The organism is Arthrobacter sp. TJ-265 (assembly GCF_058269135.1).
Genome location: NZ_JBZCND010000003.1, coordinates 406,555 through 425,627, shown reverse-complemented (window position 1 = coordinate 425,627; position 19,073 = coordinate 406,555). Strand labels below are relative to the sequence as shown.

Here is a 19,073-nt window from a genome sequence, read left to right as displayed (position 1 = left end):
GGTCTAGAGGCCTCCGGCGGTTGCGGGTCGGACGGGCAGGGTGTGGACGCCGCGCGCGGCTCCCCTGGTCTTCAGGGACATGACGAACGCGAGGATGCGGGCCACCTGGTCGTAGTTCTCGAAGGGGATCTCCTGGCCGAGCTCGCACGCGGCGTGCAGCGCTCGGGCGAGCGGGATGTCGGAGACCATCGGGACGTTCTCCTTCTCCGCTTCCTCGCGGATTCTCGCGGCGATCACCCCGGCACCCTTCGCGACGACGCGCGGCGCGGAGCGTCCGGGTTCGTACTTCAGGGCGACGGCGACGTGCGTGGGGTTGACGAGGACGACGTCGGCCCCGCCCACGGCGGCGATCATGCGGTTCCTGCTCATGGCGAGCTGGCGTGAGCGCCGCTGGGACTTGATGAGGGGGTCGCCGTCGGAGTTCTTGTTCTCGTCCTTGACCTCCTTCTTGGTCATGCGGGTCTTCTTGCGGTTGCGGCGCTGCACCACCAGGACGTCCATCGCCGCGAGGGCGAGGCCTGCGACGACGGCGGCCTGCAGGAGTGCCGCCGTCCCCTCCCCCGCGGTGTTCAGGAGGGCAGCCACCGACAGCCCGCCGGCCGCCATGAGCACGGGCATCAGGTTCTGCACGACGACGACGAGCACCAGGCCGACCACGCCGGTCTTCAGGAGCGCCTTCGCGCCCTGCCAGAGGGCCTGCCCGCCCAGGATCCGCTTGAGGCCGGTGACCACGTTGAACTGCTCGAACTTGCCGGAGAACTTCTTGACGTGGATCCCGCCCTGCAGGGCCGCGGTCCCGAGGACGGCGACCAGCAGCACACCGAGGAAGGGGCCGAGGGTCCCGGCGAGCGAGGCGCCGCCGTCGGCCAGGGCGTCCAGGGCGGCCGCGGGGTCGGGGCTCGCAATGGTGTCGGTCACGCGGACGAGCTGCTCGGTGGCGGCGTCGGCCGATCGGGAGAGGAGGGAGGGCAGCATGAGGGCGGCCGCCCCGACGCCGATCCACGCCGTGAAGTCCTCGGACTTGGACAGCTGGCCCTTCGAGCGGACGTCCTTCATCCGCTTGTCGGTGGCCTGCTCGGTCTTCTCCCCGGAGTCCTCCGCCATCGTCAGCCCACCCCCATCAGGAGTTCGGCGGCGGTGTCCGCGAGGGTCGAGACCACCCGCGGGAGCGCGATGAACACCACGCCGCCGAGGCTGAGCGTGATGAAGATCTTGAGCGGGAAGCCCAGCGCGAACGCATTGAGCGCGGGGGCCACACGCGTGAGGAGCCCCAGGCCGACGTCGGCCAGGAAGAGGACGACGATGAGCGGCCCGGCGATCTGCACCGCGGCCAGGAACATCCCTGTCACGGCGCCGGTGAGTGCCTCCGCGGGCTCCGCGAGGTCCAGCCCGCCGCCGAGTGGCAGGGCGTCGAAGGTGCGCACGAGCCCGCCGATGATGAGCTGGTAGCCGTCCGAGGTGAAGAGCAGCGTCAGGGCGGTCAGCTGGAACAGGCGCGCGAACTGGGCGCCGTTGACCATGGACTGCGGGTCGAAGCCCTGGGCCAGCGAGAAGCCGCCGAAGAGGTCGATGAGGCTGCCGGCGGACTGGACCGCGGAGAACACGACCAGGACGAGGAAGCCGAGTGCGGCACCGACCACGAGTTCGAGGACCAGTGCGCCGATGTACTGGCCGGTCCCGCCGGTCTCGTACCCGGCCTCGACCGTCGGGGACACCGCGAGGGCGAGCCCGACGGCGAGCATCGCCTTCACGCGTGCGGGGATGCCCTTGTAGGAGAAGGGCGGCGCGATCACGAGGAACGCGACGATCCGCACACCCGCGAGCATGATCGCTTCGATGCGGGACTGGTCCAGGACGATCTCCATGTCAGCCGCCCCCGAGGAGCCCGGGGATGCGCTCGAACATCTCGTGCGTGAAGGAGATCATCTCGGAGATCATCCAGTGGCCGCAGACGAGCAGGGCCAGGCACACGGCGGCGGCCTTCGGGACGAAGGAGAGCGTGACCTCCTGGATCTGGGTGATGGACTGCAGCAGCGAGATCGCGAACCCGACCACGAGGGCCGTCAGGAGGACGGGCGCGGACAGCTTCGCGGCGACCCAGATCCCGGCGAGACCGATGTCGAGGACGGCGTTGGTATCCACGTCAACCGCCCTGGTAGCTGTTGATGAGGGCCGTGATGATGAGGCCCCACCCGTCCACGAGGACGAACAGCAGGATCTTGAAGGGCAGCGAGATCATGACCGGCGGCAGCATCATCATGCCCATGGACATCAGGGCCGCGGAGACCACGAGGTCGATCACGAGGAACGGCACGAAGATCACGAAGCCGATGATGAACGCGGCCCGCAGCTCGGAGATCATGAAGGCGGGGATCAGGGTGGTCAGCGGGACGCTCGCGGCGTCCTCGGGATTCGGTTGCCCGGCGGCCCGCGTCATGAGCGCCAGGTCCTCCTCGCGGGTGTGGGCCAGCATGAAGGTCTGGAGCGGTCCGGAGCCGTCCGTGAGTGCCTCCGTGAACGTCGTCGAGCCATCGAGGTAGGGCTGGACGGCGAGACTGTTGATCTCGGTGAGGACCGGCGCCATGATGAACAGCGACAGGAACAGGGCGAGCCCCGCGAGCACCTGGTTGGGCGGGATGGACGGCAGGGACAGGGCGTTCCGGGTCATGGCGAGCACCACGAAGATCTTCGTGAAGGACGTCATCATCAGCAGCAGGGCCGGCGCCACCGACAGCAGGGTGATGCCGATGAGGGTCAGGACCGCGGAGCTCGGTGCACCGTTGACGCCGTTGATCTCGACCGAGAGCCCGTCGTCGCTGCCCGGCGCCACAGGGGCGGTGGGGTCCGCGGGTGCGGACGGCGCCGTGGGTTCGGGGACACCCGGGTCCAGTTCGCCCGCATGGCCGGCGGCGGCACCGAGGAGGACGACGACGACGGCGAGCACGAGGGCCGCAAGCGCCGTGAGCACCGTCGGGAACGGCGCGCGGAAGGACCGGGCGGGGAAGCACCGGGCGGAGCGTGCACCCGCGTCAGAGCGCACGGCCACGCCCGGAGCGGGGTGAGGTACGCCGGCGAAGCGTGCCGGGCTGACCGACGGCAGGAACGCCGTCGTCACCCGACCCGTCCCTGGCGCAGGAAGGCTGCGGTCTGCTTCCAGGTGGCCGGCGCGAGGATCGAGCCGTGCAGTGGTGCCGTGGGGCGCACGGGCTCGACCGCCCGGGCAGCCCGGGCCGCACGGCGTGTGGCGGGCACCGGATCGTTCCCGGTCGCGGCGAGGCGCGGCGATGCGGCGAAGTCCGCGTCGGGTGCCGGGCCGGAGGAAGGATCCGCTCCGGAGTCTCCGGACGGGACCGCACGGGGCGGCAGGGCGACGGCGTCGGCCGCGGGAACGGCCTGCAGCGTCCGCGGGGCCGCAGCGGAGTGCAGTACCGACACCGCCTGCTCGGTGACGCCCAGGTAGAACCGGGTGCCCTCGGCGTCGACCACCACGAGGGAGGCCTTCGCGCCGAGGCCCTGGCGGGCGACGACGGACACGAGGCCCGCACCGGCCCGTGTGCCGTTGAGCTTCGAGACCTTGCGGTGCAGCACGAAGAGCAGCGCGAGGACGACGCCGAGGGACAGCAGCACCCGCAGCGCGAGGACCACGACGTCCACTAGAGGGCGCCGTCGGTGACGTCGAGGATCTGCGTGATGCGGACCGCGTAGTCCTGGTCGACCACCACGACCTCGCCGTGCGCGACGAGCCGGCCGTTGAGCAGGACGTCGGCAGGAGCACCGGCGGAGCGGTCGAGCTCGATGACGGCACCGGGTTCGAGGTCCAGGACGTCCCGGACGGACATGCGGGTGCGGCCGATCTCGACCGTCATGGCCATCTCCACGTTGCTGATGCGCCCGAGGTTGGCTGCGCCGGCGGACGCGGAGGAGCGGCGGGGGGCGGCGCCGGGTCGCGCGCCGCGCAGGCGCAGGGCGAACCATCCCACGGTGCCGGCGGGCCCGGCGAGCCGGAACACGGAGGTCTCGGCGTCGCGGAACAGCGGCAGGGCGTCCTGCACGGCGGGGGCGCCGAGCACGCCGTCGCCGAGGGACGAGGAGGCGGCCTCGAGCGCCGGCACGAGCACATCGGCTGGGGAGACGAGGGGTGACGACGTGCCGGCGGCCGCGGCCAGGGGCTGGGTGTCGATCAGGACGACGGCGAGGTCGGCGGAGGCCGCGCCCACGAAGGACGCGACGACGGCGGTCGACGCGCTGGCGGACGGCACCTCGGAGGCGTTGCAGGTCTGGGCCGTGAGCGGCCCGGGAAGGGGCAGACGCGCGGCGAGGGATGCGGCGGCGTCGAACTCGGCGGTGGTGGTGTTCATGGTGCGGGGTTCTCCTCGGTGGTCACTACTACGCAGGCAAGACGGGATCCGTTCTGGCCCAGGGCGGCCTCGCCGAGTCGCTGCCCGTTGACGGCGAGCTCGAAGGGCCGGTGCTGCGGATGCGGCAGCTTCAGGACGTCCCCGACGGCCAGGTCGAGGATGCGTGAGGGCAGGACGGGCAGCGCCGCGAGCTGTACGGCGACGTCGACGGGCACGTGCGCGACCTGCTGTTCGATCAGCTCGCGGGCGTCCTCGCCGGTCGCGGTCGGGTTCGTGTCCCCGAGCTGTGCGAGCAGGAGCTGCGCGGGGATGGCGACCGTCGCGGGGCAGGACCGCTCGCCGACGCGGATCTCGAAGGTGCCCACGATCATGAGCTCCGTGGTCGAGGCCGCCTGGGCGAACTGCGAGTTGTACTGGAGGGAGTCGATCCCGAGCTGGTGCGTCAGCACGGACCCGAGCGAGTAGTGGAGCCCCTCGAGGGCGTCGTCCATGAGCCGCCGGATCAGGGCCTGCTCGATCTGCGTGAACTTCCGTTCGCCCGGAGGCACCGTCCCGTGGCCGCCGAGCATGGAGTCCACCCAGAACAGGCCCGCGGAGGCGGGGAACTGGATCACGGCCTTGCTCGTATGGTCCGGGATGGTGCACAGGACCATCGCCGTGGTGGCGGGCAGCGACGCCGCATACTCGTTGTAGGTCTGCATGAGGACCTGCTCGCTCGTCACCTGCGAGATCACGCGGACCTTCGCGGTGAGCTGCGTGCCCCACTGGCGCGCGAAGGTCTCGAACGCGAGTTCGAGTACTCGAGAGTGCTCGCGGGCGAGCGTGGTGGGCCGGCGGAAGTCATAGACATCCACCGCCCTTGCGGGTGCCGAGGGCACGCCAAAGGAGAGTTGTTCCTGGACCGTCACGCCAACGACTATCGGACGAGGTCGGCCGGTCGTTAGCGGTTCAGGTGCCGCCGGTGATTCCCGGGATGAGAGCGCGCACGCTCTCGGGTTCGTCGGAGTGCACCACGATGTCCACGCGGCGGTTCAGTTCGAGCTCCGCCTCGGTGGTGCCGGGCGCCAGCGGCCGCGATTCGCCGTAGCCGATGGCCACCAGGCGGGGCGCGGGGACTCCGCCGGAGTCGATGAGGTTCCGCACCACGTTGACGGCCCGTTCGGTGGACAGTTCCCAGTCGAGCGGCCGCGGCACGGAGTCGGGCAGGCGCGCGGTGTGTCCCTCGACGCCCACCTCGTTGGGGATGGTCGCCAGGATCGGTCCCACGCTCTCGAGCACGCGCTGCGTCTGTTCGGTCAGCTGTGCGCTGTCCGGGAGGAAGAAGGTCTCGGAACCGACGAGTCGGATGGTGAGGCCACGCTCGTCGATCACGTAGCGGACGGCCGTCTCGAGGTCCCGCTCGCGCAGCCCGGCGTCGATCCGCTCCTGCAGTGCCCGGAGGTTCTCCACTTCCGCCGTCGCGCGCTCGCGGTCCGTCGTCGGCTCCGCAGCGTCCCCGCCGGCCGATGGTGAGGGCGACGGCGTCGGTGCGGTGGTCTCGGACGCTCCGCCGGCCGATGGCGACGGCGACGGCGTCGGGACGGCGACGTCCGCGGCGCCGGGTTCGTCCTTCGGTGTCTCCGGGGCGACGTCCGCGAGTGCGGCTCCCCCGGTGAAGGACTCCCCCTCGGCGTTGACGTTCTCCGCGGCGACGACGGTTCCCTCCGCCGTGTCCACGGTTGCGGTCTCGACCGTGCCGAAGCCCGTGGCGAGCGAGGCACGCAGCTGTTCGAACTTCTGCTGGTCCACACTGGACATCGCGTACAGGACGATGAACATGCACATCAGCACGGTGACCATGTCCATGTAGGACGCCATCCAGCGCTCGTCCGGATGTTCCTCGCCGTGCTCCTCGCTGCGCCGGCGGCGGTGCGGGCGTCTGCTCACGCCGCGGCCTTGCCCTGCGCGGCCGGCCCGTCGGCGGCGCCCTTCGCGCCCTTGCCGCGGTCCTTGCCACCCTTGCCCTGCGCATGCTGCGGCACCATGGCCTTCAACCGCTCGCCGAGCAGGCGGGGTTGGCTGCCGGCCTGCACCGCGAGGACTCCCTCCATCAGGAGCGTCATGCGCGCCGTCTCCATCTCACCCAGGCGCTTGATGCGGGTGCCGATGGGCAGCCACAGGAAGTTCGCCGAGAGCAGCCCCCAGAGCGTCGCGACGAAGGCGGCGGCGATCATGGGCCCCAGCTTGTCGGGGCTGGAGAGGTTCTCGAGCACGTGGGTCAGCGAGACGACGGTCCCGATGATGCCCACCGTCGGGGCGTAGCCGCCGAGGCTCGCGAAGAACTTCGAGGCCGTGCGGTGCGTCTGGGAGGCGGAGTCGATCTCGTCCTCGAGGATCTCGCGCAGCTCCTCTCCATCCGTCCCGTCCGCGATGTTCTGGAGAGCCCCGCGCAGGAAAGGGTCCCCTACGGTGTTGGCTTCCTCCTCGAGCGCGAGCAGACCCTCGCTGCGGGCCTTCTCCGCGAGGACCACCACGCTGTCGATCGTCTCCTGCGGCGGGACGGTCTTGCCCATCATGGCCGGCGGGACGGCCTTCACCGCGACCAGGAAGTCCTTGAAGGTGCCGCCGGCGATCCCGATGGCGATCGTGGCGCCGAACACGAGGATCATGGGCGCCGGCAGCAGGAGCGCCTCGACGCTCGCGTGCTCCAGGGTGATCATCGCGTACAGCGCGCCGAAGGCGACGAGGATACCGATGATTGTTGCGGGATCCATTACGTGGTCCTTGGTCTGAACTGGACGGGCTGGCCGGCACCCTCGGTGCCGGCCGACCCGCTCTGGCTGGTGTCGGTGGGGGCCGCGGTATCCGCATTTCGGACGAGGCCGAGCGGACGCTGGGCTGCCTGGTCCCTGCCCTCGGACGGGTCACCGAACGGGTCGCCGGGCATGAACCGCGCCAGCGAGATGATGCGCGCGCGGTACGCGGCGATGAGTTCGATCACCTCGATGAGGGACTCCGTGACGATGTACTTCGCGCCGTCGACCATCACGAGCGTGGTGTCCGGATTCTCGTGGATGCGCTCGATGAGGTCAGGGTTCACCGCGAACTGGCTCTCGTTGAGCCGGGTCACCACGATCATCGGACATCCTGGGGTCGGGACACCCCGGCGGGGTCTCTTCCTCCCACTGTCGGCACGGGCACCGGCTTCGTAAGGGCGGGCACCCCGCGGACGCCATGGTGGACCAGCGCGGGGTGGGAGACGAGCTTCTTCTCCCGGGTGTCGGGTCACCAGGCCGACACTGCGGTCCCCGGAGGCACGCCGGCACCGGGGAGTCGTGTCGCGGAGCAGCCGCCCGGCGGGCCGCCGATCAGGCGGGCGGGTGCTCGGGTGTGCGGGTGCGCGAAGCGGTGAGGACACCGATGGTGGCGAGTACGGCCATCACCAGAGCCATCTCCGGGTAGCCGCCGAGCACTGACGCGAGCGCGGGGCCCGCGGCGGGAGCCAGCGCTCCGACCACGGTCACCGGCGCCGCGAAGACGCCCTGCAGGGCGCCGAAATTCCGTGTTCCCCACCGGTCCGATACGGAAGTGGCCAGCAGGAGCGTGTTGCAGCCGCGCACCATCCCGGCGATCACCACCACGATGACGAGCAGTCCTGGTGGGCCCGGTATCAGCGCCAGGGCCCACACCGATGCGGCTCCGACGGCGGTGAGCACCACGGTCCGAGCCACGGCTGACGTGTTCGACGGCAGCGCCGAGTACACGATCCGGCCGATGACCTGCCCTACCCCGATCAGGCCGAAGGCCACTGCCGCACTCTGGTAACTCACGCCGCGCTCCAGGAACAGGGCTACCAGATTGAAGGTGACCGCGTAGAGGGCGAGCGTCGAGAGGGCCATGGTGGCCTGGAGCAGACGGAACGGCCGGCTTCGGGACACCATACGAGTGTCCTGCGGCGGCCCTGCCCCGGCAGGTGGAGCGGCAGTGGAAGACCAGTGGGCGTTGAGGAAGAACCAGTGCAGCGGGATCGTCACGACGGCCAGGATCCCCGCCAGGACGAGGTAGGCGGTGCGCCATCCCAGCCCGTCGATCAACGCCGCAGTGACAGGCGCGAAGATCGTCGACGCGAACCCCGCCACCAGGGTCAGAGCCGTCAGGGCCCGCACCCTGGACGGCCCGAACCAGCGGGTGATGACGACGAACGCCGGCTGGTAGAACACCGCAGCCTGCGCGAATCCCGCGACGATCCACGCGGCAGCGAACACCGGGAAGTTCGGGGCCAGACCCACCAGCACCAGCGCCACGACGCCTATGACACTTCCGATACTCATCAGAAGCCGTGGCCCCGTCCGGTCCAGCGCACGCCCTACCCGCACACCGGCGAACGCGGAGACGATCAGTCCAGCCGAGAACGCGGCCGTCATCGCCGGCACGGACCAGCCGGTGTCCTTGCTAATCGGGACGAGGGCCACCGGCAGCGAGTAGTAGAGCAGGCCCCAGCTCGTGGTCTGCGCGACACACAGCGCCGCCAGACCCCCACGCGGCCGATCCCGCTCGACACCCATCACCAGATAACCCTAAAGTCACCCGCGACCTCTTCTTGCTCATCCATTGCCCGTGGGACTGCTGCTGCCCGCCACGCCCAAGCCCCCGGCGCACGCTCCCCTCTACTGCAGCAGGCAGAGTCGGCGCTCACTCCAGGCCGACTCGGCCTGCTGCAATCATGCGACCTCTGGTGGAGGCAGCGTCCCCTGCAGCCTTAGACGGCAGCCCTTCGGGACCATCGGTGAGCCGGGGACGGCATGGAGTTCCGGATCATTACCTCTTGAGGTTCGTGAGCTCCTGAAGCACTTCGTCCGACGTCGTGATGATGCGCGCGTTCGCCTGGAAACCGCGCTGCGCCACGATGAGATTCGTGAACTCCTGGGAGAGGTCCACGTTGGACATCTCGAGCGATCCCGCGTCGAGCGATCCGAGGCCGTTGCTGTCGGCGGTGCCGATCTCCGCCGCACCCGAGTTCGCCGTCGCGCGGTAGGAGGAGCCGCCCGCCTTCTCCAGGCCCGCGGGGTTCGTGAAACCGGCAAGCGCCACGCGTCCGAGGGGCTGGCGGGAGCCGTCGCTGAACGCACCTATCAGGGTGCCGTCAGGGCCCACGGTGAAGGACTCGAGGGTACCGGCCGCGGAGACCTCGCCCTTCCGGGGCATCCGCAGATCGCTGACCGGGCCACCCTCCTGAAGGACGCCGTTGACAGCGGGCCATCCCTGGACGATGGAGCCGTCCGGCGTGACGAGCCTGCCGTCCGCGTCGGGAGTGAAGGCACCGGCACGGGTGTAGAGCGTCTCCGCGCCGTTGCGGGTGATGAAGAAGCCGTCGCCGGAGATCATCATGTCCGTGGCGCGGCCAGTTGCCTGGGTGGAGCCCTGCGAGAAGTTGGTGATGATGCCGGCCACCTGCGCGCCGAGGCCCACCTGGGCGGGGTTGGTGCCACCGAGGGCTTCCTGCGGAGCACCGGCCCCCTGCGTCAGCTGGGACAGCGTGTCCTGGAACTGGGTGGCGGAGGCCTTGTAGCCCGTGGTGTTGACGTTGGCGATGTTGTTGCCGGTGACATCGAGCATGGTCTGGTGGGAGCGGAGCCCCGAGATGCCGGAGTAGAGCGAGCGAAGCATGATGGTGCCTTTCGAAAGCGGAGCGGGCGGATCAGGAAGTGGGGTGCGGGATCAGGAAACGGGTGCGGGCGACGGCGCAGGGAGCACGCCCACGCCGGAGACGAGGTCGAGGGCGATGCTCTTGCCGCCGATCGTGACGGTGGGGACGGGACCGCTGTAGGAGACGGCCGTTGCCAGGCCGCGGGCCTCGACGCCGTCCGCCCCGGTGTAGGAGACCTCGTTGCCGATCAGCGCGGCCGCCGAGGAGCGCATCTGGAGGTGGAAGTTCTCCTCGCTGACGCCGGTCATCTGCGTGATCTTCTCCATCATGGCCAGCTGCGTGGTCTGCGCGATCATCTCGTTGGTGTCCATGGGAGCGCTGGGGTCCTGGTTGCGGAGTTGGCTGACGAGCAGGGACATGAACACCTCGGAGTCCATGGTCTGCTTCCGGGTTCCGGTGGCCGGGGCCTCGGTGGGGGCGAAGGTCGCGGACGCGACGGGGTCGATGGGCATGGTGTCCTTCCGGGTCAGGCGAACAGATCGAGGGTGGAGGAGCCCGCGGCGGGGCTCGGGGTCCAGGGGGTGCCCTGCACCGGGCGGTGGATCGCTGTGGCGGCATGGCCGGACGGCTCGTCGCGCCGCTCGTCCCTGCGGTCCTCGGGCGTGCCGGTCCCGAGATCGAGCGATGCGGACAGGCCCGACGACGACGCCTCGCGCCGCAGGTCCGGCATGGCCTGCTTGAGGGCCTCGCGCCCGACGTCCGTGGAGGAGAAGAACTCGAGCCGCGTGCCATCCGGGGCGAAGCTGGCGCGGATGGTGATGGGTCCGAGATCGTCGGGTGCGACGGTGACGGTGATGGTGCTCGTCCCGCCCGGAGCGTCGGCCGCGGACCGGGCGAGCGCGAACGCGTGGCCGCCCAGTTGCTGCGGCAGGGGTACCGTGGCCGGTCGGACCGGAGCCGCTGCTGCCGCATCACCGGCTCCGACGACGGCGGCCCCGGACACCGGCGGCAAGGGCACGGGCAGTTCGGCGCGTCCGGGTGCCGGCTGCGGGGCCGCCCCGGCCTGCTCGGTGATCCCGTCGGCGGCCGTTCCGTCACCGGCCTGGGTCGGCGTGCCGGAATCGGTGGTGTCCTGCATGCCGGCCACCGCTGCGGGGGCGGTCGCCTCAGGTATGGGGTCGGATGCAGGCACGACGCCGTCCGCCGGAACGGTAGAAGCAGTAGGAGCAGTAGGAGCAGCTGCGACGCCTGGGCCGGTTGGAGCAGGTGCGACGCCCGTACCAGTTGGAGCAGGTGCGGCGCCCGTACCGGCGGAACCCGCCGTGGCACGAGAAGCCGACGACGACGCCGGGACGGTGTCTGTGGCTGTGCCTGCGTCTGTGCCTGCGTCTGCGTCTGTATCTGCCGATGGCGCTCCGCTGTCCGTGCCCGACGTCGCCGCACCGGAAACGGCTGTTGCCCGCGGCGTCCCCGTTCCCGCGTCCATGACCGGCCTCGCCTCGCTGTTCTCCTCCGTCGGCACCGCGCCGGGGACCGTTCCCGGAATCGCCCGTGCAGGGGATACCGGGCCACCGGGTACGCCGGCATCACCGCTGGACGACGCTGCGGCTCCGGGGACGGTGGGGCCGGTGGTTGCCTCGACGGCAGGGGGGACCACGGGCCCCGGCGATGTCTGCGTGGCCGGTCCGCCCCCGTGCCCGGGCGCCGGGGCGGACCCTGCCGAGGCAGTGGTGACGCTCGACGTCATGGCTTCCGTGGATCCGGCACCTGAAACCACTGCTGCAATGACAGTGTCGGTTCCCTCCGCAGCGGAGGCTGCCGGCATCACCCGCGAGCCGGCGTCCGGGCCGTGGGGACGGCTCGTGGGAGGCACCGGGGGACGGACACCACCTGGGGCGTCGCGATCCGGGCGATTCGCTTCGGCATGCGCGGTCGGGCGAGCTCGGCTCACGGCCGGGCCCGAGCCGGGTCCGGCTGCCGTGCCCGCTACAGGACCCGAGACACTGCCAGGAACAGGGCCGGAGGTACGGCCGACACCCGGGGTGGCGGTGCGATCCGTCGCACGACCCGCGACGCCGCCCGCGACATCGCCACCACGGCCGATCCCGCGCTCGCCCGGGCGCTCCCCCGCATGCCTCCGGTACAGCTCGCCGAAGGACGACGCCGAGTGCGTGTCCCGGGCACCGGCACCCGGGCGCGACGGATCCGCTGCCGCGCGCGGAACGGCTGCCACGGGAAGCCCCTGCACGGGGGTCATCGCGCCATGCTCGCGAGGAAGGCCGCCTGGGCCGCGTAGGCCGGCTCGGCAGACTCCGGAGTTGCGGCAGCGCCGACCACCGGGGCCGCCACGGACGCGGCTCCGGCGGGAGCCGTCGGCAGGAGGCGGCGGATGGTGGTGATGTTCGCGTCGGTCTCCCACATGTCCCGGACCGCGACGGTCTTGCCGGGCTGCGGGGCGTCGATCGCCTTGCCTCCCCCGAGGTACATGGACACGTGGCCGCCCTCGAGGCTGAACAGCAGGTCGCCGGGCTGGGCCTCCGCGAGCGACGGGACGTGGGTCCCGGCGTTCATCTGGTCCCAGGTCACGCGCGGGATCTGGATGCCGATATCCGCGTATGCGCGCTGCACGAAGCCCGAACAGTCGAGGCCGGACGCGGGGTCGGTGCCTCCCCACACGTACGGGACGCCCTCGTAGGACCGCGCGGCCTCGATGAGCCGGGCCGCGTCCGCCGAGGCCGGAACGGGTACAGGTGCGGTGCCTGCTCCGGCGACGGGCGCCGGGGAACCGACAGCGGGTGCGACGGCGGGCGCCGGGTCGACGGCCTCGGCGGCTGCAGCACCACCGGAAGCACCGGAGACACCCGCGAGTGCGTCGGCGAACAGGTCCGCGGTGCTACTCGCCGGTGTTCTGGACGAACCTGCCGAGGTGCCGCCCGCCGCCGCCGCCGCCGGAGCGGCCTGCGCCCGCGCCGCCGGGGCGGAGAGCATGGTCAGGGTGGACTGGATCTGCTGGATGCGGCCTACCGCGTCGGTGATGGTCATGATCTCTCCTCTGCACTGCGCCGGGCACTGCTGACCGAGGCGAGTTCGTCGAGGACACGCTGCTCGGCACCGATCAGCGCCGTCGCCTCCGCGTCCCGGTGGCGGTCCTCGAGTTTCTCGAGGCCCATGGTCGCCGCTCGAGCGGCGCGGTACTGGTCCTGCGCGCGGCACTGCTCACCCTGCAGCTGCTGCTCGAGAGCGTGCAGGTCGGCGAGCATGCTGCGGGCCGACGCCCGGGCCGCGGCCACCGCGTACAGCGACGCCGAGCCGGCGGGGCTGATGTCCGTGCCGTCGAGGGCGTCGCTGAGGTCGTCGGTGCGGGTGCGCGAAGCCCGGAGGCGTTCGTTCGCTGCCGCCAGGGAACCCGCGGCCTCTTCCTCCCGCAACTGGCGCAGCCGGAGCAGGCCCGCGAGGGGGAACTGTCGTGCCATCAGGAGACTCCCATCGATGTCGTGAGGCCGGCCAGGCGGTTCCAGGCGTCGTCGAACGGGGTCTGCTCGTCCATCCGCTGCTGCAGGAAGGCGTTGATGCCGGCCTCGTGGTTCAGGGCGGCGTCTACGAGCGGGTTGGACCCGCGGGCGTACGCACCGACGTCGATGAGGTCCTGGGCGGCTTTCCGTGCGGCAAGGGTCCTGCGCAGCACGGCGGCCACCGCGGCCTGCTCGCGCGTGGTGACACGGGACGCCACCCGGGAGATGGAGGCCAGCGGGTCGATCGACGGGAAATGTCCTGCGACGGCGAGCTTGCGGTCGAGCACCACGTGCCCGTCGAGGATGGACCGCGCGGCGTCGGCGACGGGCTCGTTGTGGTCGTCGCCGTCCACGAGCACCGTGTACATGCCGGTCACGGAGCCTGCCGCGCCGGTCCCCGCCCGTTCGAGGAGCTGGGCGAGCAGCGAGAAGGTGGAGGGCGGGTAGCCGCGGGTGGCGGGGGGTTCGCCGACACTGAGGCCGATCTCGCGCTGGGCCATCGCCACCCGCGTGAGCGAGTCCATCATGAGCATGACGTCGGCGCCGCCGTCGCGGAACGCCTCGGCGATCCGCGTGGCCACGAACGCGGCGCGCAGGCGCAGGAGTGCCGGCTCGTCCGACGTCGAGACCACCACGATCGACCGGGCGAGGCCTTCGGCGCCGAGATCGTCCTCCAGGAAGTCCCTGACCTCGCGGCCGCGCTCGCCCACGAGGGCGATCACCGAGACGGCGGCGTCGGTGCCGCGGGCGATCATGGACAGCAGCGAGGACTTGCCGACCCCGGACCCGGCGAACAGGCCCATGCGCTGCCCACGGCCCACGGTGGTCAGGGTGTCCATCACCCGCACGCCCAGCTGGAGGGGTTCGGTGATGCGGGTGCGTTCCAGCGCCGGCGGCGGGGTGTTGTCCAGCGACACCCATGCGACGTCGGTGAGCGGGCCGCGCCCGTCGATGGGCCGGCCCACGCCGTCGAGCACGCGGCCCAGGAGGCCCGGTCCCACCGGCACCAGCAGCGGGCCTCCCTGGGCGCGCACGGGCGCTCCCGCCTGAATGCCCGAGAGGTGGGCGTACGGCATGCAGCGCAGCCCGGTGAGCGAGGCGGCGACGACCTCGGCGTCGACGGTCCCGGAGCCGGCTGCAGGATCGCCGATCGTGACGACGTCCCCGATGGCGCAGTCGAGGCCCACGACATCGACGCCGAGCCCCACGACGGAGGCGACCCTGCCGTACCGCTGCGGCGCGGCGGCGGCGAGTGCGTGCCCCACGGCGTCCTCGATAGCGAGGCTCATGCGGCACCCCCGGCGGTCAGGGCGGACCGCACACGGGCGAGCGCCGTACCGAGGCACGCGTCCACATGACCGTCCGGGCACTCCGCGACGGCGTCGCCGCGCTGGAGGGAGGCATCGGGCACGAGGCGCACGGCGGCCGGGGTGTCCCCCGGGGTGAGCACGGCCAGGTCCGCGGGATGCAGGCGCACGGCACGCACCTCCACACCCTCCGCTCCCCGGAGGGCACGCGCGACGGCGGCACGCGCCGAGGACGGCCCGTCCTCCAAGGCGCGGCCGAGCAGCGCCTCGGTGATGCCGACGGCGGCGTCGAGGATCCGGGTGCGTGCCTCGTCGATGACCGGGGCGGTCCGCGCGTCGAAGGCCCGCGCGGCCGTGTCCAGGACCCGCAGGCGCTGCGCGAGGACAATGTCCGCCTGCGCACGGGCGGCGGCGTGCTCGGCGTCGAGCCGCGCCCGGTGCTCGGCGAGTTCGGCGCGCGCGAGGGCCAGCCCGTCGGCGTACCCCGCCGCGTGGCCCTGGGCGACGGCGGCATGGTGCGCGGCCTGGCCCGAGCCGGGGCCGAGACGTGGGAAGGCGAAGGGTGCGAGGGCGTCAGTCGACATACTCGTCCTCGTCCCCGCGCTGGATGGTGATGGTGCCCTGCGCCTCGAGATCGCGGATGGCGCGCACCACCTCGGCGCGGGCCTCCTCGACCTGCGACATGCGGACGGGACCGACGGCGCGGATCTCGTCGTCGAGGATCTCCCGGTTGCGCTCGGAGACGTTGGAGCGGATCACGGTCACCACCGCCTCGGCGGCTCCCTTCATCGCGAGGGCGAGGACGGCCGAATCGATCCCGCGCAGGACCTGCTGGACGTCGCGGCGCTCGAGGTGGACGATGTCCGCGAAGGTCAGCATGCGCGCGCGGACCTCCTCGGCCAGCACCGGGTCGCGGAGCTCGAGGCCGTCGAGCAGCGCACGTTCGGTGCTGACGTCCGCCCGGTTGATGATGTCGACGAGGGGCTGGATGCCGCCGATCGCCGTCGTTCCCCGGCGCGGAGCCGCGACGGCGCCGGCCCTGATCTTGATGGTGTCGGCCACGATGGACACCGCCTCCGGTGTCGCGGAACCCATGGTCGCGATGCACTGGGCCACGTCGGTGCCGGTGTCCTGGTTCAGCCCGGTGAGAACGGTGGACGCGTGTTCGGGCCTGAGGTGCGCCAGGACCAGGGCGATGGTCTGCGGGAGCTCGCCCTCGAGGACCGTCTGGATCTGGCCGGGCTCCACGCTGTCGAGGAACTCGAACGACTTGCCGGCCGCCGTCGAGGCCAGGCGCCCCACCACGCCCGCCGCGCGCTCCGCGCCGAAGGAGGACTCGAGCAGCCCGATGGCCACGTCCATGCCGCCGCGCGTGCGGCGCAGGCCGCTGGTGGTGATCTCGTGGAACTCCGCGAGTGCCTCCTGCGCCGCGGCGGGTTCCACCCGGCGCAGGCGCACGATCTCGGCGACGATCTCCTCGGCCTCGGCCTCGGACATCTGCTTGAGGACCTCCGCCGCCCGGTGCTGGTCCAGCTGCATGAGCACCATGGCGGCCTTCTGGGTCCCGGTCACGGCGGCGCGGGCGAGGGTGCTCATACGCTCTGCCTGTCATCCATCATGCTGCGCAGGAACTCGGCCGTCTTCGCGGGGTCCTGGGACGCGAGGGCCTCGACCTCCGCACGCATGCGCTCGAGGTCGGATTCCGCCGCCCCTGCCTGCAGAGCGGCCTGCACCGCGGCGACGTCGATCGTGGTGGTGCTCGGGGCCGGCTCCAGGGGGGTGAGCAGAGCGGGCACGGGATCGATCGCGGGGGTGCTGGGCGCGGGGATCGCCGGGTAGACGCCCTGCAGCTCCCCGAGGTCGAGCGGTTCACGTCGCTGGCGGCGCGAGCGGCGTGCGTAGATGATGAGCGCCACGATGGCGACGAACAGGATGGCCGCCACGATGGACAGCGTCCGGATGAGGTCCGCCCGCTGCTGTGCCGCGGCGGCGGCCTCGGCCTCCGCCAGCGCATCCGCGGCGGCGTTGGCCCCGGCGTCGCTGAACGGCAGTTCCTCGACCGTCACCACGTCGCCGCGGGCTGCGTCCACGCCGGCGGCGCTGGAGACGACCGCAGTGAGCGCGGCGACGTCCATGTTGGCCGTGGCACCCCGGTTCACGGCGACGGAGATGGTCTGGCGGTTGATGCCGCCGGCGGGCACCGTGGTGGACTCCGTGGTCTTGTTCACGGCGTTGTTGCGTGTACTCGTCTCGGAGTTGAAGGTGCCGTCGCCGTCGGCGCCGTCCTCCGGCACAGCGATGTTGTCCGGGCCGAGGACGCCGGCCCGGGCGCCTCCGGCGCCCTCGTATTCCTCGGTGGAGGTGGACTCGTTGAGGGCGGGAGCGTTCTCGGGCGTCGTGAAGGTCTCCTCGACACGCTCGGCGCTCTCGCGCTGCATGTCCGCAGCAACGGCGACGGTCGCGTTGCCGACCCCGACCACGCGGTCGAGCATGGCCTGCACGGAGGCCTGGATGCGCTGCTCGTAGTCCGAGGCCTGCTGGTCGCTGCCGCCGGTGGCGCCGACGCCGACCGCGGACAGCACCCGGCCCTCGGAGTCGATCACGGCGACGTCGGCGGCGTCCATGCGGTCGATCGAGGCCGAGGTGAGGTGCGTGATCGCCTGCACCTGGTCGCTCGAAAGGGTGGCGCCCGGGTTCGTCTGCACGAACACCGACGCCGTCGGCTTGCCCTGCTCGGCCACGAAGACGGTGTCCTCGGGGACGGCGAGGCGGACGGTCGCGGCCTTGACGCCGTCGATCGCGGAGACGGTCGCGGCGAGCTCTCCCTCGAGCGCCCGCTTGTAGGTGGTGGACTGCTGGAACTCGGAGGACGTGACCCCCATGTCGTCGAGCAGCGAGTAGCCGCCGGTGGAGGACGACGGCAGCCCCGCGGAGGCCGCCTTGATCCGCTGGTCGTAGACGGCGGTCTCGGGGACGAGGATGGTGCCGCCGCCCTGGGTCAGCTCGTACGGCACGCCGTCGGTCTGCAGCTGGTCCACGATGGTGCTGGCGTCCTCGCCGCTCAGCCCCGAGAACAGCGGGGTGTAGGAGGGCTTCGAGAGCCAGGACGTGAGCGCGATCCCGCCGAGCACCAGCACGGCGACGCCGATGATGGCGATGGTGCGCTGGGCGATGGTGAAACTCTTCACGGCGTCACCCAGGCGGGTGGCGGCGGTGGACAGGGGCGTGGGCATCAGGCCTGCATCCTCATGATCTCGTTGAAGGCGTCAACGCCCTTGTTCCGGACGGCCGCGACGAGCTCCAGCGTCACCTGGGCGCGCGTGGAGGCGAGGGTGGCGTTGTGGATGTCGGTGAGGTCACCGGTGACGGCCTGCACCGAGAGCGCGTTCGACGCCGACTGCAGGCCCTGGATGTTGTCCACGGCGGAGGTGAGGGAGGTTGCGAACCCCTCGCCGCCGGTGTCGGACACGGCGCCGGCGGACGGCAGGTAGGAGGTGGCAACGGGCTGGACGGCGCCGATGGCGGGGACGGGCATCAGGAGCGTCCGATCTGGAGGGCGGCTTCGTAGGTGGCTTTGGCGCGGTCGACGACGGCGGCGTTGGCCTGGTAGCCGCGCTGCGCCATGATGAGCTGCCCCATCTGGGCGCTCATGTCGATGTCGGGGTAGCGGACGTAGCCGTCCGCGTCCGCGAGGGGGTGGGTGGGTTCGTGGACCAGACGGCCCTCGGCACTGCCGAACTCGGTCCCGGCGACGTACGCGCCCTGCCCGTTCCCGTCGGCGCTCGCCGTGATGTAGCGCTGCTGGAAGGCGGCGCCGTCGGTCGAGGTGACCGTGTTGGCGTTGGCCATGTTGTCCGCGACGGCGTCGAGCCACTTGCGGTGCAGGGTGAGCCCCGTGCCGGAGATGCCGATGGCGTCGAAGGTCATCAGTTGGTCCTCAGTGCGGTGCGGATGCTGGTGAAGGGGCCCTCGACGGCGCGGGCCGCGAACTGGAAGCGCAGCACGGTGTCGATGTTGGAGAGGGTCTCCGTGTCCATGTTGACGTTGCTGCCGTTGAGCCGGGTGGGTTCGAGGGAGGTGTCGGTGGTGGCCTGCACGCTGCCGTTGCCCATCGACACCGACCGCGCGAGGGCGTCCTCGAAGCTGACTCGCTGCGCGTGGAAGCCGGGAGTGTTGACGTTGGCGATGTTGTTCGCTGTGACACGCTGGCGCAGGGCGAGCCCGTCGAGGGCACTGCGCAGAGCGAGCGAGGACACGGAATCGAGCACGG

The 19,073-nt window shown here is 71.5% G+C and carries 23 protein-coding genes; all 23 read right to left on the bottom strand.

The genetic code is table 11. The features are described from left to right. Positions 1–3: 3 nt before the first annotated feature. Positions 4–1,104: an EscU/YscU/HrcU family type III secretion system export apparatus switch protein gene (locus AC4D2E_RS13625; protein ID WP_104166904.1), complete on the bottom strand. Its 1,101-nt coding sequence runs from the start codon at positions 1,102–1,104 to the stop codon at positions 4–6. Positions 1,105–1,106: 2 nt separating this feature from the next. Next, complete coding sequence (fliR, locus tag AC4D2E_RS13620; protein WP_104166906.1) at positions 1,107–1,865, bottom strand: flagellar biosynthetic protein FliR; 759 nt, start codon at positions 1,863–1,865, stop codon at positions 1,107–1,109. A gap of 1 nt (position 1,866) precedes the next feature. After that, positions 1,867–2,142: a flagellar biosynthesis protein FliQ gene (fliQ, locus tag AC4D2E_RS13615; protein ID WP_104166908.1), complete on the bottom strand. Its 276-nt coding sequence runs from the start codon at positions 2,140–2,142 to the stop codon at positions 1,867–1,869. A 1-nt stretch (position 2,143) separates the two neighbouring features. Further along, entirely contained in the window at positions 2,144–2,968 is an 825-nt protein-coding gene (fliP, locus tag AC4D2E_RS13610; RefSeq protein WP_490952969.1) for a flagellar type III secretion system pore protein FliP, read from the bottom strand. 143 nt (positions 2,969–3,111) lie between these two features. Beyond that, positions 3,112–3,654, bottom strand: coding sequence for a FliO/MopB family protein (locus tag AC4D2E_RS13605; RefSeq protein WP_490952948.1), 543 nt, complete (start codon positions 3,652–3,654; stop codon positions 3,112–3,114). Then, positions 3,654–4,358 carry a flagellar motor switch protein FliN gene (fliN, locus tag AC4D2E_RS13600; protein WP_104166912.1) on the bottom strand — a complete coding sequence of 235 codons (705 nt, stop codon included), beginning with the start codon at positions 4,356–4,358 and terminating at the stop codon, positions 3,654–3,656. Before fliN ends, AC4D2E_RS13605 begins: the two co-directional genes overlap by 1 nt. Further along, entirely contained in the window at positions 4,355–5,266 is a 912-nt protein-coding gene (locus tag AC4D2E_RS13595) for a flagellar motor switch protein FliM (protein WP_490911129.1), read from the bottom strand. The genes fliN and AC4D2E_RS13595 overlap by 4 nt, the downstream gene beginning before the upstream one ends. A gap of 40 nt (positions 5,267–5,306) precedes the next feature. Beyond that, a complete protein-coding gene (locus AC4D2E_RS13590; RefSeq protein ID WP_490952947.1) occupies positions 5,307–6,284 on the bottom strand; it encodes a flagellar motor protein MotB in 978 nt (325 codons plus the stop codon). Beyond that, entirely contained in the window at positions 6,281–7,111 is an 831-nt protein-coding gene (locus AC4D2E_RS13585) for a motility protein A (protein ID WP_490952946.1), read from the bottom strand. Before AC4D2E_RS13585 ends, AC4D2E_RS13590 begins: the two co-directional genes overlap by 4 nt. After that, a complete protein-coding gene (locus AC4D2E_RS13580; protein ID WP_104166919.1) occupies positions 7,111–7,476 on the bottom strand; it encodes a flagellar FlbD family protein in 366 nt (121 codons plus the stop codon). The genes AC4D2E_RS13585 and AC4D2E_RS13580 overlap by 1 nt, the downstream gene beginning before the upstream one ends. Before the next feature lie 229 nt (positions 7,477–7,705). Then, entirely contained in the window at positions 7,706–8,902 is a 1,197-nt protein-coding gene (locus tag AC4D2E_RS13575) for an MFS transporter (protein ID WP_490911611.1), read from the bottom strand. A 253-nt stretch (positions 8,903–9,155) separates the two neighbouring features. Then, positions 9,156–10,004, bottom strand: coding sequence for a flagellar hook-basal body complex protein (locus AC4D2E_RS13570; RefSeq protein ID WP_104166923.1), 849 nt, complete (start codon positions 10,002–10,004; stop codon positions 9,156–9,158). Positions 10,005–10,055: 51 nt separating this feature from the next. After that, the gene (locus tag AC4D2E_RS13565) at positions 10,056–10,496 is read right to left on the bottom strand and encodes a flagellar hook assembly protein FlgD (protein ID WP_104166925.1); all 441 of its coding nucleotides are present in this window, start codon (positions 10,494–10,496) and stop codon (positions 10,056–10,058) included. A gap of 14 nt (positions 10,497–10,510) precedes the next feature. Next, positions 10,511–11,176 carry a flagellar hook-length control protein FliK gene (locus tag AC4D2E_RS13560; RefSeq protein ID WP_490952945.1) on the bottom strand — a complete coding sequence of 222 codons (666 nt, stop codon included), beginning with the start codon at positions 11,174–11,176 and terminating at the stop codon, positions 10,511–10,513. A 1,061-nt stretch (positions 11,177–12,237) separates the two neighbouring features. Continuing rightward, positions 12,238–13,026 (bottom strand): C40 family peptidase, encoded by a 789-nt coding sequence (locus AC4D2E_RS13555; RefSeq protein ID WP_490952944.1) that lies wholly within the window; start codon positions 13,024–13,026, stop codon positions 12,238–12,240. Then, positions 13,023–13,457: a flagellar FliJ family protein gene (locus AC4D2E_RS13550; protein WP_490952943.1), complete on the bottom strand. Its 435-nt coding sequence runs from the start codon at positions 13,455–13,457 to the stop codon at positions 13,023–13,025. The genes AC4D2E_RS13555 and AC4D2E_RS13550 overlap by 4 nt, the downstream gene beginning before the upstream one ends. Next, positions 13,457–14,785, bottom strand: a complete 1,329-nt coding sequence (locus AC4D2E_RS13545; protein ID WP_490911138.1) for a FliI/YscN family ATPase — start codon at positions 14,783–14,785, stop codon at positions 13,457–13,459. Before AC4D2E_RS13545 ends, AC4D2E_RS13550 begins: the two co-directional genes overlap by 1 nt. Beyond that, positions 14,782–15,387, bottom strand: a complete 606-nt coding sequence (locus AC4D2E_RS13540; protein WP_490952942.1) for a FliH/SctL family protein — start codon at positions 15,385–15,387, stop codon at positions 14,782–14,784. Before AC4D2E_RS13540 ends, AC4D2E_RS13545 begins: the two co-directional genes overlap by 4 nt. Next, positions 15,377–16,399, bottom strand: coding sequence for a flagellar motor switch protein FliG (gene fliG / locus AC4D2E_RS13535; protein ID WP_104166937.1), 1,023 nt, complete (start codon positions 16,397–16,399; stop codon positions 15,377–15,379). Before fliG ends, AC4D2E_RS13540 begins: the two co-directional genes overlap by 11 nt. After that, on the bottom strand, positions 16,396–18,036 hold the full coding sequence (gene fliF / locus AC4D2E_RS13530; protein WP_490952941.1) for a flagellar basal-body MS-ring/collar protein FliF: 1,641 nt from the start codon (positions 18,034–18,036) through the stop codon (positions 16,396–16,398). The genes fliG and fliF overlap by 4 nt, the downstream gene beginning before the upstream one ends. Next, entirely contained in the window at positions 18,036–18,338 is a 303-nt protein-coding gene (gene fliE, locus AC4D2E_RS13525; RefSeq protein WP_490911142.1) for a flagellar hook-basal body complex protein FliE, read from the bottom strand. The genes fliF and fliE overlap by 1 nt, the downstream gene beginning before the upstream one ends. Continuing rightward, a complete protein-coding gene (locus AC4D2E_RS13520; protein ID WP_490911144.1) occupies positions 18,338–18,730 on the bottom strand; it encodes a flagellar basal body rod protein FlgC in 393 nt (130 codons plus the stop codon). Before AC4D2E_RS13520 ends, fliE begins: the two co-directional genes overlap by 1 nt. Further along, positions 18,730–19,071 (bottom strand): flagellar basal body rod protein FlgB, encoded by a 342-nt coding sequence (locus AC4D2E_RS13515; RefSeq protein ID WP_104166945.1) that lies wholly within the window; start codon positions 19,069–19,071, stop codon positions 18,730–18,732. Before AC4D2E_RS13515 ends, AC4D2E_RS13520 begins: the two co-directional genes overlap by 1 nt. Positions 19,072–19,073 lie beyond the last annotated feature (2 nt).